The sequence below is a fragment of the Bacillus sp. NTK071 genome, from assembly GCF_017303315.1.
In the GTDB taxonomy this organism is placed as follows: domain Bacteria; phylum Bacillota; class Bacilli; order Bacillales; family Guptibacillaceae; genus Guptibacillus.
This window is the reverse complement of the sequence record NZ_JAFKOI010000016.1, coordinates 25,428-39,988: the sequence shown is the minus strand read 5'-3', so window position 1 is coordinate 39,988 and position 14,561 is coordinate 25,428. Positions and strand designations below refer to the sequence as shown.

18 protein-coding genes are annotated in these 14,561 nt (G+C 39.3%); 9 read left to right on the top strand and 9 right to left on the bottom strand.

The window, feature by feature from the left end:
* The first annotated feature begins 92 nt into the window (after positions 1-92).
* From JI666_RS17970 to rlmD, 6 genes are all read left to right on the top strand, one after another.
* On the top strand, positions 93-1,475 hold the full coding sequence (locus tag JI666_RS17970; protein ID WP_206894387.1) for an MATE family efflux transporter: 1,383 nt from the start codon (positions 93-95) through the stop codon (positions 1,473-1,475).
* Between the two features lie 90 nt (positions 1,476-1,565).
* Positions 1,566-2,153 carry a YczE/YyaS/YitT family protein gene (locus tag JI666_RS17965; RefSeq protein WP_206894385.1) on the top strand — a complete coding sequence of 196 codons (588 nt, stop codon included), beginning with the start codon at positions 1,566-1,568 and terminating at the stop codon, positions 2,151-2,153.
* Positions 2,154-2,313: 160 nt separating this feature from the next.
* A complete protein-coding gene (locus tag JI666_RS17960; protein WP_206894384.1) occupies positions 2,314-3,108 on the top strand; it encodes a YfkD famly protein in 795 nt (264 codons plus the stop codon).
* A 137-nt stretch (positions 3,109-3,245) separates the two neighbouring features.
* A complete protein-coding gene (gene pdaA, locus JI666_RS17955) occupies positions 3,246-4,034 on the top strand; it encodes a delta-lactam-biosynthetic de-N-acetylase (RefSeq protein ID WP_136948433.1) in 789 nt (262 codons plus the stop codon).
* 389 nt (positions 4,035-4,423) lie between these two features.
* Positions 4,424-5,293, top strand: coding sequence for a DNA-3-methyladenine glycosylase family protein (locus tag JI666_RS17950; protein ID WP_206894383.1), 870 nt, complete (start codon positions 4,424-4,426; stop codon positions 5,291-5,293).
* Between the two features lie 16 nt (positions 5,294-5,309).
* On the top strand, positions 5,310-6,710 hold the full coding sequence (gene rlmD / locus JI666_RS17945) for a 23S rRNA (uracil(1939)-C(5))-methyltransferase RlmD (protein WP_206894382.1): 1,401 nt from the start codon (positions 5,310-5,312) through the stop codon (positions 6,708-6,710).
* A gap of 346 nt (positions 6,711-7,056) precedes the next feature.
* Here the strand turns inward: rlmD and JI666_RS17940 are convergent, their stop codons facing one another.
* From JI666_RS17940 to JI666_RS17920, 5 genes are all read right to left on the bottom strand, one after another.
* Positions 7,057-7,227 (bottom strand): YfhD family protein, encoded by a 171-nt coding sequence (locus JI666_RS17940; protein ID WP_136948436.1) that lies wholly within the window; start codon positions 7,225-7,227, stop codon positions 7,057-7,059.
* 88 nt (positions 7,228-7,315) lie between these two features.
* The gene (locus tag JI666_RS21960) at positions 7,316-7,429 is read right to left on the bottom strand and encodes a YfhE family protein (protein WP_136948437.1); all 114 of its coding nucleotides are present in this window, start codon (positions 7,427-7,429) and stop codon (positions 7,316-7,318) included.
* 215 nt (positions 7,430-7,644) lie between these two features.
* The gene (locus JI666_RS17930; protein WP_136948438.1) at positions 7,645-8,199 is read right to left on the bottom strand and encodes a GNAT family N-acetyltransferase; all 555 of its coding nucleotides are present in this window, start codon (positions 8,197-8,199) and stop codon (positions 7,645-7,647) included.
* A gap of 216 nt (positions 8,200-8,415) precedes the next feature.
* The gene (locus JI666_RS17925) at positions 8,416-9,537 is read right to left on the bottom strand and encodes an amidohydrolase (protein ID WP_136948439.1); all 1,122 of its coding nucleotides are present in this window, start codon (positions 9,535-9,537) and stop codon (positions 8,416-8,418) included.
* 139 nt (positions 9,538-9,676) lie between these two features.
* On the bottom strand, positions 9,677-10,579 hold the full coding sequence (locus JI666_RS17920) for a TIGR01777 family oxidoreductase (RefSeq protein WP_136948440.1): 903 nt from the start codon (positions 10,577-10,579) through the stop codon (positions 9,677-9,679).
* A gap of 135 nt (positions 10,580-10,714) precedes the next feature.
* On the opposite strand from JI666_RS17920, the gene recX reads away from it, so the two are divergent.
* Positions 10,715-11,524 carry a recombination regulator RecX gene (gene recX / locus JI666_RS17915; protein WP_206894381.1) on the top strand — a complete coding sequence of 270 codons (810 nt, stop codon included), beginning with the start codon at positions 10,715-10,717 and terminating at the stop codon, positions 11,522-11,524.
* Here recX and JI666_RS17910 read toward each other — a convergent pair.
* A complete protein-coding gene (locus JI666_RS17910) occupies positions 11,511-12,182 on the bottom strand; it encodes an SDR family NAD(P)-dependent oxidoreductase (RefSeq protein ID WP_206894380.1) in 672 nt (223 codons plus the stop codon). The genes recX and JI666_RS17910 overlap by 14 nt on opposite strands.
* Before the next feature lie 102 nt (positions 12,183-12,284).
* Here JI666_RS17910 and JI666_RS17905 point away from each other — a divergent pair, with 102 nt between their 5' ends.
* On the top strand, positions 12,285-12,605 hold the full coding sequence (locus JI666_RS17905; protein WP_206894379.1) for a YfhH family protein: 321 nt from the start codon (positions 12,285-12,287) through the stop codon (positions 12,603-12,605).
* A gap of 25 nt (positions 12,606-12,630) precedes the next feature.
* Here JI666_RS17905 and JI666_RS17900 read toward each other — a convergent pair whose 3' ends face one another.
* Both JI666_RS17900 and sspK read right to left on the bottom strand, forming a co-directional pair.
* Complete coding sequence (locus JI666_RS17900) at positions 12,631-12,789, bottom strand: YpzG family protein (protein ID WP_206894378.1); 159 nt, start codon at positions 12,787-12,789, stop codon at positions 12,631-12,633.
* 22 nt (positions 12,790-12,811) lie between these two features.
* Complete coding sequence (gene sspK / locus JI666_RS17895; RefSeq protein ID WP_206894441.1) at positions 12,812-12,967, bottom strand: small, acid-soluble spore protein K; 156 nt, start codon at positions 12,965-12,967, stop codon at positions 12,812-12,814.
* 137 nt (positions 12,968-13,104) lie between these two features.
* On the opposite strand from sspK, the gene JI666_RS17890 reads away from it, so the two are divergent.
* Entirely contained in the window at positions 13,105-13,374 is a 270-nt protein-coding gene (locus tag JI666_RS17890) for a YfhJ family protein (protein WP_206894376.1), read from the top strand.
* 41 nt (positions 13,375-13,415) lie between these two features.
* Here the strand turns inward: JI666_RS17890 and JI666_RS17885 are convergent, their stop codons facing one another.
* Positions 13,416-14,396, bottom strand: a complete 981-nt coding sequence (locus JI666_RS17885; RefSeq protein WP_206894374.1) for a metal-dependent hydrolase — start codon at positions 14,394-14,396, stop codon at positions 13,416-13,418.
* Positions 14,397-14,561: the final 165 nt, after the last annotated feature.

Genomic DNA, 14,561 nt, shown 5'->3' with positions numbered 1-14,561 from the left:
ATGAGTGATTAAAGCACACTCTTCTGTTTTTTGATTCATGCCTATGGGTATACATAATAGTGACTCTAATTCAGACTAAAGAAGGTAATAAGATGGACAAAAGTTATGATTTTACTCAAGGAAACATCGCAAAACAAATGATTTATTTTTCATTACCTATTTTTTTAACGAACTTACTTCAAACATCTTATCAATTTATAGATAGTATCTGGGTTGGGAATTTACTTGGCGCTAATGCACTTGGCGCTATCTCGATAGCTGCACCAGTTATTTTCACAGTTCTTTCCTTCATTATTGGCGTAAACAGTGCAACACTTACGGTTCTGTCTCAAAGAAAAGGAGCTGGAGATGATCGAGGATTAATTGAGTCGTTAAATGCTTTTGTTGTAGCATTGACCGTTTTATCAATCTCATTTGGAATTATTGGCTATATTTTCACAGAGCCTATACTTAGATTTCTTGGAACTCCCGCAGAAATTTTTAACAGTACGAAAGTTTACCTTCGAATTAATTTCTTAGGAATACTTTTCTTATTTGGGTACAATTTCATTGGTACAGTGCTACGCGCACTCGGGGATAGTAAAACGCCAATTCGCTTTGTTCTTTTTGCGGTTTTGTTAAATGCAGCAATTGATCCGCTTTTTATTAGTTATTTCGATTGGGGAATTGAGGGTGCGGCATATGCAACGATTCTTTCTCAGGGAGCAGCCTTTCTGTATGGTGTTATTTATTCTGTATGGAAGTCGAAAGTTCCCTTTACGGTTCCTCATTCCCCAGATATGAAAGAGCTCAAGCGAATATCTAAGCTTGGTATCCCAGCTGGTTTACAGATGATGACCGTATCTGCAGGTGTTACAGCAATTATGGCTATCGTCGCAGGATTTGGGACTCAAGTTGTCGCAGGTTTTGGAGTTGCTCAACGACTTGATCGTATTATCATGTTACCTGCGTTCACGTTAGGAGCTGCTGTTAACAGTATGGCAGGGCAAAATATTGGATCAGGAAAATGGGGGAGGGTGTCGGAGATATCCAAAAACGGCATTATTCTCATTTTGACAGTATCTTTTGCAATCAGTGCTATTATCTTTCTAAGTGCTGAATCAATGATTCGTTTATTTATAGATGATCCCAAAACAATTGCATTTGGAGAAACGTACTTAAAAACCGTAGCTTTTTTCTATCCGTTTCTTGGTATTAACTTTGTTTTGAACGGGGTAGTGAAAGCAGCAGGTGCAATGGTTCAGGTGCTAATTCTAAATGTTATCTCTTTCTGGGTTCTTCGTGTTCCTCTCACATATCTCTTCTCAGAGTGGCTTGGAGCTGAAGGGATTGCTTACGGTATTGGTGTTAGTTTTATCATCTCAAGTATTTTTGCCATTGCATATTATCGTTACGGGAAATGGCGAGATATAGAAATCTTTAATGGTAATGAGGAAGAGGTTGAGGAAGTGGTTCCAGAAGGTAAAAAAGCATGAAGAAATAGAAAAGCCTCGTCTATTAACGCGCCTCTAAGTTACAATGAGTAATGGACATTAGTTAGCTATAGAGGGGATGCGTCAATTAATATGAAACGATTTTTATTCTATGTTATAGGGCTTTTTATATTAACTGCAGGCGTAACATTAACGATTAAATCGGACATTGGAGCTGGAGCATGGGATGCTCTTAATGTTGGTTTATCGCATACAATCGGCTTCACAGTAGGAAGCTGGGTCATTATTGTTGGTATCATATTGATTATCGTCAATGCTTTCCTTATGAAGGCCTGGCCAGACTTCTTAGCACTTATTACGATTGTCGTAACAGGAGTGTTCGTTGATTTCTGGCTCATAACTGTTTTTGAAAATTGGCAGATCCAAGATGTATTTTTGGCATATGCTGTTTTTGCAGCTGGCATGATTTTAATTGCATTGGGAATTGCAATCTATCTTCAAGCTAAATTCGCAGTTATACCAATTGATGGTTTAATGCTTGCCATTCATAGTAAAACTGGATTGAGCATTCGTACCTCAAAGACGGTCGGTGAGTTGCTCGCACTTCTGGCAGCAGTGCTATTTAGTGGTCCTATTGGCATAGGAACCATTATTATTACGTTTGGAATTGGACCACTGGTGCAATTTTTCTATCCCACTTTTGAAAAAATGAACGCATAGGCGTTCATTTTTTTTTTTGTGGAAAAGTATAATGAGCACTTTTCTCTGATATTCAATTTTCGTTTAATAATTTCTTGGATAAAAGAAAGCCTTCTAGAAAAAAATACTGGTAAGAGTCAGATGTATGCTGTTGAACAGATGCATTGAAAGGAGAATTCAAATGAAGAAAATTGCTCTTATGATTATCCTTCTCACCCTCATCTTGCCAGTCCAAACGATGGCGGAAGGAGGAAAGAAGGCAGGTAAAGAACAGTCTCTACAAGTTCCAGATTCAACTGTAAATATTTCTAAAGAGAACACATATCCGAACCCAGCGCAGGATCTGCCTACATTACAACCAAGTGAGTTAACAAGAGAACTAACAGGATCTGCAGAAATCAAAATTGATAACCCTGAGCTAATCCAGATCCTAAATGACTCTTCCATATCCCCGTCTAAAGTTGCAATTGGCTACCGTGCTAGTATTTATTTAGGTAAATGGGCTTTGAATTATGAATCTCAAGAAACAAATGTTAATTGGCAGTATAAGCAAGCAAACGTAAATAAAGTGGACAATAGAGGAGGAACTGCTCCTGTTCAGATGACGTATCGTCAGGAAGCAGAAAAGAAAGTAACTGGCGGATTGACTGCATCAATTCCTGATAGTGAAGATGTTAAGAAAATGATGATGATGAAAGCATCTGAGAAAACAAAACTTTCGCTTTCTTTCCAAACAATGATTGGTAAAGATACTAAAAAAGGTAATGTTTATAATGTTGGTGCTAAAAATTATGGTATGTTAACAAGCTATGTACCTGCTGTAAATGAAAAAGGTAAGGTAACATATGGAGAGGTATACCTCGTCTTAAAAGGTAGTAAGAAGAAAATTGAAGTGCGTAATGTAACTCAGCAGGGCATTGGTGCCTGGATACCTGTACAAGATTACTTAAGCTTTGAGTTTAATACGCGCCATTAACCAGCAGAGATGCTGGTTTTTTTATAACTGGGTTAAATCAATAAGGTATTTATTACAAAGTCAATTTTGATTGATAAGGAATAGAACCTAAGCACGTATTCAAACACTAAACAATGCTAGATAAAGGAGGCTCAAAAATGAAATTTATTGCAGTTGTTGTAGCACTAATAGTGGGACTCACTCCAATTACAGCGAGTGCTGTGAGCAATGAATCGCATGATTGGTACTTTAAACGAAGTAAAAATCATGCCCCAGCCACTACAGAACCAGAATTTGAGGAATTGCTTAAACCTTATAACAGTTATTTTATTGGCAATACAGATCAAAAGGAACTGTACGTGACATTTGATAATGGCTATGAGAACGGATATACAAGTGGGATTTTAGATGTTCTTAAAAAAGAGCAGGTACCGGCAGCGTTTTTTGTTACGGGTCATTATTTAAAAGATCAATCTGACCTTGTAAAAAGAATGGTAAAGGAAGGTCATATTGTAGGTAATCATTCCTGGAATCATCCAGATATGACCGCTATTTCTGATGTCAGGATAAGAGAAGAATTAAGTAAAGTGAAAGAGGAGTATACCCGTTTAACTGGAGATAAAACGATGCAATATTTAAGGCCACCGAGAGGCGTATTTAGCGAAAGATCTCTTGCTATCTCCCATGAGGAAGGCTATCGAAATATTTTCTGGTCACTTGCTTATAAGGATTGGGAGACGAACAATCAAAAGGGTAGTCAATATGCATATGATTCAATTATGAAACAGGTTCATCCAGGTGCCATTATGCTTCTTCATACGGTATCTAAGGATAATGCTGAAGCACTTGAACGAGTCATACAGGACTTAAAGAAGGAAGGATATAAATTCAAAAGTCTTGATGATCTTGTCCTCAAACGAACTCTTCCAGAACCACTAGCTCCATAAACAAAAGACTGCCAGAAATGGCAGTCTTTTGTTTATGTGATTGAGTTATTTGGTATGGCTCTAGCAACTGCAAGGTCTAAGCGGCCACTTCCGCTTTTCGAGATCTAGCTGCAGCCTCCAGACCCTAGGCCACTTCACCATCCAATTTGAACACAAAGGACGTGTTCAAGTTGGATCGCTCCAGTGTCTGCCGGGTCTGAACGGAGGCTTCCGCTTTTCGAGATCTAGCTGCAGTGGCCAGACTCTCGATCGCTTCACCTCCCAAAATGAACACAAAGAGCGTGTTCTTTTTGGGAGGTTCCAGCGCTTGTCGAGTCTAAGCGGCCACTTCCGCTTTTCGTGATTGTTTGCGATAATAAGGACTACATAACATGGTTGGGGGCGGTAGAATGTGGTCTGAAATGATATATCCTCAGGCGCCTTATGATGTTGAGAGGTTATTCGGACGGGTTAGTATGGACCCGCTTCAATATATAGAAATTGAAAATAGGTTGTTGAAAGTACCTTTGGTGTTAAATCATGGCGAAGCTGTTGTGTCAATTCAATCGCAAGGTACAAAGGAACGTCCAGCTTTTGAGATTAAAGGAGAAGAAGTTAGCCAAAAAGATGAAGTTGTCAGTCGAATTTGTGCTATGTATGATTTTGATATGAAGCCACGCGCTATTTTAGCAGCGTTAAATTCTACTACTATTGGTGAGCTTGTTGGACAATATGCTGGAATGCCAATTATTTGCGAACCAGATTGTTATAGTGCGTTATTGAAAAACATCGTTCATCAGCAACTTAATATGAAATTCGCCTATACGCTTACGTATCGATTTGTGACTAGTTATGGAAGAGAGAAGCATGGTGTTTGGTTCTATCCGGATGCTGAGGTAGTCAGTAAACTAACTGTGGAAGAATTACGAGAACTGCAATTTAGTAATCGAAAAGCAGAGTACGTTATTGGAATTGCTCGAAAAATCATCAATGGAGAATTGAATATGGAAGAGCTGTCTGCGCTTTCAAATGAAGAAGTGTATAAGAAGCTGCTTCCAATTAGAGGAGTCGGTCCCTGGACGGTTGAGTGCGTTCTTCTGTTCGGATTAGGGAGAAAAGATATACTACCAGCAGGGGATGTAGGTATTCAAAATGCTATCAAAAAATGGTTTAACCTTCCTACCAAACCGACCAAAGAAGAACTTTACGCTTATCATGACAAATGGTCACCGTATTCAAGCTATGTCTCCATGTATTTGTGGGAGAGTTTAAGTGAGTAGTTAGAAGGAGAGATTAATGTTGAACAAAAAAGAAGTCAAAGGATCAGGTCTAGTTAAAGGACAAACGGTCCCTCTTACAATAAAACGACTAGGAATAAATGGAGAAGGCGTTGGTTTCTTTAAGCGTACGGTTGTCTTTGTTCCTGGTGCTCTACCAGGAGAAGAAGTTACCGCAGAAATTACAACGGTTTTTCCAAATCGTGCTGAAGCGAAAGTTAAACGATTGCGAAAGAAATCTAACGATCGTATTGCACCACCATGTCCTGTCTATGAAGAGTGTGGAGGATGTCAGTTACAGCATTTAAGTTATGATGGTCAGCTGCGAGAAAAACGGGATATTGTTATTCAATCATTCGAGCGACATGCAAAGTTGGGCGAGAAGGATATTACCATTAAGCCTGTCATTGGAATGGAAGATCCCTGGAATTATCGAAACAAGAGTCAGCTTCAGGTTAGGAAACAAAAAGGGAAAATAATCGCTGGTTTGTATGGCACAGGTTCACATGAACTAGTTGAACTAACCAATTGCCTTGTCCAACATCCGGAGACAAATCGCGTAACTCGCCAGGTTGTGAGCATTCTAGAAGACTTGAATATTTCAATTTATAACGAAAAGAAAAATAAGGGGCTTATTCGTACGATTGTAACGAGAGTTGGTTTTGAAACAGGCCAAATTCAACTTGTCCTCGTTACCTCTGAAGAAAATATCCCACGAAAAGAATTATTAATTAAAGAAATTAAGAAGCGTCTACCAGAAGTAAGGTCTGTTGTTCAAAATGTGAATGGTAAGCGGACATCGATCATCTTTGGAGAGAAAACACTAGTAATTGATGGAGAAGAAGTGATCCAAGAGTCGCTAGGTGATTTGCATTTTGAATTGTCTGCTCGTGCATTTTTCCAATTGAACCCTATCCAAACCGTGAAGCTATATGATGAAGTTAAAAAGGCAGCTGAGCTTACTGGGAAAGAAAACATTATTGACGCTTACTGCGGAGTAGGAACAATTGGGTTATGGCTTGCTGATCATGCAAAAGAAGTGAGAGGCATGGATGTTATAAAAGAATCGATTGATGATGCGAGAAAGAATGCTAAACAACATGGCTACCAAACATCAATGAGATATGAAGTTGGTAAAGCAGAAGATTTAGTCCCTAGCTGGGTTAAAGAGGGCTTTAGACCAGATGTCATTGTTGTTGATCCGCCTCGGACGGGTTGTGATGATAAATTGTTATCCACAATGGTCAAAGCAAGACCAGACCGGATTGTATATGTATCCTGTAATCCATCCACACTCGCAAAAGATGCTGCATTTCTAATGAAAAAAGGATACGAAATAAAAGAATTACAACCTGTTGATATGTTCCCTCAAACGGCTCATGTTGAGGTTGTCGCGGTTTTCAAAAAGAAAAGCAACTAAATAAAAAGCCACTATAAAGGTAGCTGGACTGAGTTTACAGAAAAAAAGAATTAATCTCAACCTTTTGACTGTTTGTCTAAAGGAGTCATTAACACTTTCCACAGTGTTATGCACAGTGTAAAAGCAGATATCGTGCCTTATACACAGAATTATCAACATTACCCACAGCTGTAGTGGTTTTTTATCCACAAAATTCACTAATTGTAACTAATAGCGGTATTACAGGATTAGTTTAAGGTTATCCACATTGTTAACAATGTGTGGATGATAAGTTTCCACAAAGGGATGTTAAGATATAGTAAAGAAACACAGTTGAAAAAGGGACCTGAAGAGGTCCCTTTTTTAATTACTTATTCTTTTTCGCTCGTTGGTTAGCTGCTTTTGCTCTTTCTGCTGCTTTTGCATCAGCAGCATCAAATTCACTTGCAAATTCTACATCTTCATTTTGCGCTGCAGGGATCGGGTTCTTTGCTTGGCGTTTTTGTTTTTCTTCTGAATAATTTGGACGTTTTGCCATCTTAATCAGCTCCTGTAAGTGAGTTTGGAGAGCATCTCTCCACTAATTAGAATGGCTAAATGGTGTTCAAATTATTCGAGAAGATAACCTATTTTTGGCCAGCACGATCAGCGCGTTTGAATTCACGACCGAATAGCACATCCTGAGTTTTTGTTAAAGTCATTTTTGATTCTTTGTTATCTTTTCCTTTGCGTTTATCCACAATTAACCCTCTTTTCTTTAAGATGGTACTAGCATTGCCATCAAGAAAAGTTCTATGCAGGTGTTCGTATTTGTTTAAACGAAAGGCTCTTTTCGTATACATTGTTGCTATATGAGCGGAAATCACTAAGTGTGTTTTTTTAAATAGTTATTTCAAAAGCAACAATCTCTCTGAAAAGAGCCAAGCGAAAAGAAAAAAGTTCCTATTATAGGAACTTAAGCTTCTAGTTGAACTTCAACTGTTTCTGAGCGTTCACGCATGGTGTGGAGAAGGTAATTATCACGTTCTATTTCATATAAGTGATAGGCTTTTTCTCCATTGTTAATTTTTTGAAAAATTTCTGGCCATTTTTCATTTGCCTTCTCTACAAAAGGAATTTTCTCAGCGGCTTTTTGGGAACGGATGTTATCCTGATTAATGCGCATGAAAATCGTTTGAATTTGTTTATCGTAGAACATCTCATTGAAAAAAGCATCTTTTGCAAGCTGGTTGTAACCCTTCCCGTGATATGGAGTACCTATCCAAGTTCCGAGAAATCCTGTTTGTTGATCAAGATCAAAAAGGTTAATCGTACCAATAGGGGTACCCCATTCATCAAGAATAGTGCGGGATATTAATTCACCTTGTTCTTCAGCTTCAATGATTTGCTTCGTTAGAAACAGATATTCTTCGTACGAGCTTGCTTTATGACGTACAAATGGGAAGACAGCTGGGTCAACCATCAAGTCAAATAGCACATGACATTCCGACAGGTCACGATGTTTAATCATGAGTTTCCCTCCTGTCGAGGGCAGACTTAACCCCACCCTCGAATAATAGTATGTTGAATTATTATTCGGGGTGGGAATCGAACCCACTAGGACCAGTCATTGCTGGTGGCGCACCAATTGCCTTCCCATATTCACTTATGAAGTTGTTAGTTCATTTTATTTTAATTACAAAAATATCATACTCAATTTCATATAAAAAAGATACTGGTTTTTTGCTTATTTTTTATGAATAATTTTACCATCAATCATCGTTAATATTGGGCGAGCTTCAAAATGAAATGGATGGTGAGACCACAGGACTAAATCCGCGTCTTTTCCAACTTCTATGCTTCCGATTCGATGGTCTACACCAAGGCTTTTAGCAGGGTTTAGAGTAATGCCTTCCAGTGCTTTTTCCTCACTTAATCCTTCTCTCACAGCCAGTGCTGCACATACGTTTAGGTATTGAATAGGAACGTACGGATGATCAGTTACGATCGAAACTTCAATTCCGTGATTATTTAGAATTCCGTAAGTCGCCCATGTTTTGTTCTTAAGCTCAATCTTTGAGCGTCTAGTCATGGTGGGTCCCACGGATACTTTTAGGTTCTGTCCACTAAGTTCGTCAGCGATTAAATGTCCTTCGGTACAATGCTCAATTCTAAGGTCAAGATCAAACTCTCTGGCAAAACGAACAGCTGTTAAAATGTCATCAGCACGGTGCGCGTGAATTCGTACTGGAATTTCACGGTTAAGCGCTGCGATAATTGGAGCGATGCGTGGATGCTCTTTACGATCGGATCGACTTGCATGATAGAAGGCTTCGCGCAGGAGTCCCATAATCCCCATTCGTGTAATGGAATCATTGTTTGAATGACTGTGCACCCGCTTTGGATTCTCTCCAAGGGCAATCTTAAGTCCAGCAGTTTCTCGTACAATCATTTTCTCTACATTCTTGCCATGTGTTTTCAATACTGTTGTCGTTCCACCAATAATGTTTGCGCTTCCAGGCATGACCTGAACAGACGTAACGCCAAACGCAATAGCATCCCTAAATCCAACGTCGAGTGGGTTCACACCATCTATAGCACGTACATGTGGGGTAAGGGCTTCAACAGTTTCGTTCGCATCATTTCCCGCCCATCCTGTTCCTTCGTCGTAAAGCCCGACGTGAGTGTGTGCATCAATTAAACCAGGGAGAAGATGATGCCCTTTGCCGTCTATAACGGTCATATCGGGTTCCTCGGGAATGGAAGGAGATACTTTGTGAATAAGTCCATCTTTCACAAGCACATCAGCGGATGGAAGGACTGTGGAGGAAATGGGATAAACTCTTGCTTGTTTAATTAATATTGTCAAATTACTCACCTATCATCTGTTAGTTTTGGTTAGGGGTCTTTGCCCTCTCCAGTTAGTTAACTTATTATAGCCATTTATTGTAATAGATGCTATCTCATTATAGGTAATTAAGAAATTAACTGATAAATAAAACCTGCTGTTAAACCAGCAGGTTCTCTAGTGCATCTTTTAATTTAATATAACGGAAAGGATAGCCAAGTTCTTTTGCTTTTTGTGGAAGGACACATTGACCTTTAAGAACGATCCCACTCTTCTCGCCAAGAGCAACCTGCATAGGTGCTTCTGGAACGGGCATCCAATGTGGTCGGTTAAGGACCTCGGCTACAGTTTTCCCAAAATCATTCATCCGCTTAGGTTCAGGTGCTGTAACATTTAATGGTCCTTGTACAGATTCATGATCAACTGCAAAGCGAATCATACCAATAACATCATGAATATGAACCCATGAATACCACTGACGTCCATCACCAAGTTTGCCACCTATAAATAGTTTGTATGGTAGCACCATTAATGGGAGGGCTCCTTCTTCGCCAAGTACAATGCCAAAGCGTGTTAACACAGTTCGAACACCATGGTTTTGAGCATTCATTGCTTCGTCTTCCCATTTCTTTGAAACATCCGCTAGAAAATCGTTCCCAGCTTCCGTATTATTCTCGGTGAAAGATTGATCCAATGAGGATCCATAATAGCCAATAGCCGATGCATTAACAAGAACACGTGGTTTTTTTTCAAGCTTTTGGATGATAGATATTATTTCTCTGGTTGATGTAATTCGACTATCGAGAATTCGTTTTTTTCGCTCTTCTGTCCATCTTCCACTGTTAATTGATTCACCAGCCAGGTTAACGATAGCATGAATGTTAGAAAGCTCTTTTTCTGGCTCTGCATCATCCTGAAGCCACTTTACATACGTAACACCTTTTTTGACAGGCTGATTGTCTGGGTTACGTGTCAGAATATAAACCGAATGGCCATCGTTTACAAATGATTCTGTAAGAGCGCTTCCGACAAAGCCAGTTCCCCCGGTAATCGCAATGTTCATTTGATCTTCCTCCTAAGCTTACGCGATATACTTTTAATACTACTTCTTTACCCATAAAGAGAATCCTTTAATCAGTAGGTTAAATTTTCGTTTCATGGTTCTCAAAGTGCTACAATATGACATGAGGTGAGTGCATTGGTCAAGGTTACGCGTATAACGACACAAAAGAATAATAATGAGCGTTTTTCAATTTTTATTGATAAAGGTTCTGGTGAAGAGTTTGGGTTCGGCGTTGATCTAGATGTTCTTATAAGCTTTGGTCTTCGAAAAGGCGTGGAGCTTGATGACGAAATGCTTGAAAATATCCACTTTGAAGATCAAGTGAAGAAAGGTATGAACTTCGCTCTTAATTACCTGTCTTACCGCATGCGCTCTGAAAAAGAGGTGAAGGATTACCTTCTCAAAAAAGAGGTGCCTGAAGAAGCATTTCCATCGATTTTCGAGAAACTAGAGCGGTATGGATATGTAAATGATCTTGAATTTGCAAAAGCTTTTGTACGAACTAAAATAAATGCTGGCGGCAAAGGTCCATTCGTGATTGGACAAGAGCTCAAACAAAAGGGAGTAAACAAAGTTATGACAGAAAAAGCACTTGAAGAATACTCATACGAACAACAAGTAGAGCTTGCCCAGAATGTAGCAGAAAAAAAGGCAAACAAGCTTAAGAAAGCTTCTTCGACTGAGCTTAGGCAAAAAGTTAATCAAGAGTTAAGAGCGAAAGGATTTGATCGTGATATTATTCAAGAAGTTATGGATAATATTGAGTTAGAAAAGGGTGATGATGAAGAATGGGAGGCACTTGTGCTCCAAGCGCAAAAAGCTGAGCGACGTTATAGTAAGTTAGATCGTAGAGAGTTTGATCACAAAATGAAGCAATTCCTATACCGTAAAGGTTTTCCTTTCCCACTCATCAATCGATACTTGGAAGAATTTAACGATCAATAAAAATTTCCTTCTGCCCTTCATCAACATGTATAATTTGACTCGCTTTCTCTGATGGCGATTTTAATCTGGTCGAATCTTTCACATGGTCTGTGTCAGACCAGAAAGGGGTATCCATTCCTCCCATATAAACAGCGGTTGCACTTGCGTTTGTGGTCTCTAACTCTTTCCAAAGGCTTTCGGTAAAGCCACGTACAGCATATTTAGAAGCAACATAAACCGATTCATGATTCTTTCCCTTCAGTCCTGCTGTGGAAATGATATTCATCACTCTTCCACCAACTGTTTTAAGGGTAGGGAGTAGAGCTTGTGTTAAAAAAATCGTTCCTTTTATATTCGTATCAATGACACGATGGATATCGTCAATTCCAATCTCTTCTAATGCCCCAAACGTTCCTATACCAGCATTATTTACAAGTAGATCAACTGCAACCCCATCCTTTTTCAATGATTCCTTTAGATGAGCAATTTGCTTAGGGTTAGAAATGTCGCATGTATAAATAGAACTTGAACCGTTTTGAGTGTTAATGTAACTATCAACAAGTTCAAGTTTTTCCTTTGTTCTACCAACCAATACGATATGATGACCTTGATTAGCCCACTGCTTTGCTAGTTCAGCACCAAGTCCTGAACCCGCGCCAGAAATTAAAATTGTTTTCATAATAAATTCCTCCTCATATGTAAGCGTAGCATATTTTTGTCATGTGTTAGAAAATGAACTATACTTGTGGGAACAGTGCATCATGAGTAATGGAGGGCAGAAATGGAGAAACGTTTTAGTGAAATGAGTGAACATGAGTTACGAAGTGAAATTGCTTTGCTAAGTGAAAAAGCACGTAGAGCTGAGCAAATGGGAATGGTGAATGAATTCTCTGTCCATGAGCGAAGAATTGCGCTTGCTAAATCTTATTTGTTAAATCCTGAAGATTTTGCTTCTGGAGAACAATATGAAATAGATGGTGATCCTGGTTCAACGTTTACGATTGATTATATGAACGGTACGTTTGCATGGGGTTACCGTAAAGGGAATAATGAAATTGAGGCGTTCCCAATTGCAATGCTCATTAAGAAAGAGCAGCAGTAGTGCTGCTCTCTAATAAGATCATTGGTTACGACCGTTTTCTAGTTTGAACCTGAAGAACGATATCGTTATATGCCTGCTGGGTTTCCCCGTTCACCTGATGATGAGCGTGTTTTGGGTTTGCACGAGGAGATTGGAATGGATCCTCATAATTCGGATGAAGTCTATTTCGGTTTCTTTTACCCATAGTAGCACCTCCAATATGAGAGTTATCCCTGACGATTACCTGTACGGTTTGAAGCATTCATTCGCTCTTCTGGATGGGTATTCGTTGTTCCGTCAGCACGCTTTGATGCAAACTCTTCTTTAGCACGTGGTTCACCTGAGAATTTTGTGTCTGGAAATCCGGTTTTTTTATTTCTCATCATCGTGCGCCCCTTTCGATAATCTTTACCTTAACAGGCACACAGTTAGTATGTGTTTTGTAAAGGAAGTTATGTGACAACGGAGCGTCTTTGCAGTACGGAAAGCAATGGAAGTACACATGAAAGGAGAATGCCTGATGGAAGATTTATTTCAAAGGCTTGCTCATAACCTTCTTGAAAAAAATGATCACCTCTCATACGGTCAAGCGAGAACAATGGTTGAACTACTATGGGAAGATTTTGAATCATCCAGAGCAAAAGCTGGAAGAGAATATAAAGGTAGCGATGTAACAGAGAAAATTGTAAAGCAATGGATCGATTACTATGGTCCAGTACTACATGACTTTATGATGAATAATCCAAAATACAAGAGCTATTTTGGTGATGATCGTAGTATCAAGCATTAATACCAAAACCGGCTGGACAATTTGTCCAGCCGGTTTCTCATTTAGTCGATGGCTATATCTAGTTTCTTCCTTAGTGTATCCTCACTGTAAACCCAACCAGTATAAGAACTGGTGATCTCGAGTTGATCTTCCATTTGAACGACAGCAACGAATGGATAGTGACCTTTGTTGCGATAACGAAGGTCGATAAAGCGTACTTCGTAACCAACTTCTTTCTCTTCAATCTCCCACCGATAGACTGGAGAAAATGAAAGAAAAGCACTTAAGTTTGGATCTTCTTTGGCTGATTCAAGTACCGGCGTTTTTGGAACAGGAACTCGTTCGAATTCATCTTGAACAGTAATCGTTGTTCCGTCAGCACGGGCTACATAGAAGTTTGATTCTGATTTAACAGCAATATGCCACCTGCTCCAACTAATAGTAGGAGATACAATGATCTCTACTGCAGTGGGAATTCGCTCTTTAACAGCGTTAATTACTTTTCTTTGTTCGTATATCCTCCAGAAGTAATAGAGGATGATAACGCCATAAATGGTGAGGAAGGTATACCCAGGATTTGTCCCGGTGTACCAAAGGATTAGCCCACCAATATGAAGGAGAAAGATAAATGGATCAAAGATATTTATGACTCCTAGCGCTACCCATCTATTTGAGAAAGGCCTAATCGCTTGCGTACCATATGCATTGAAAATATCTACAAACACATGAATGAACACAGCAAGAAATGTCCAGAGCCATAGATGAAGCCAATTTGTTTCAGGGTAGAAAAGCATAATCCCACTACTGATAATGATCGGCCATGTGAGGACAGCAGGAATAGAATGTGTAATTCCTCTATGGTGACGAATATAGACAGCGTTATTTTTAAGTTTAAGAACAGTATCGAAGTCCGGGGCCTGCGATCCAATCAGCGCTCCAATTAGAACGCTTTGAGCGGTAATTGGGTCCTGAGCGATAGCTGGATCCAACGTTGCTAGAGCTCCAATCCCCAGTCCCATGACCACATGTGTCCCAGTATCCATAGGGTAAGAATCCTCCTTATGAAACGTATAAATCAATTTGTAAAGATCTGAAAAATTAAATGATCTACTCTATTTAGTTATACCCAAATAATCGCGAAGTGAAAAGTTAAAAGGTGATTGTAACGGATTGATACGTTATTATATGTGTTAGATGAAAGTTGAGGA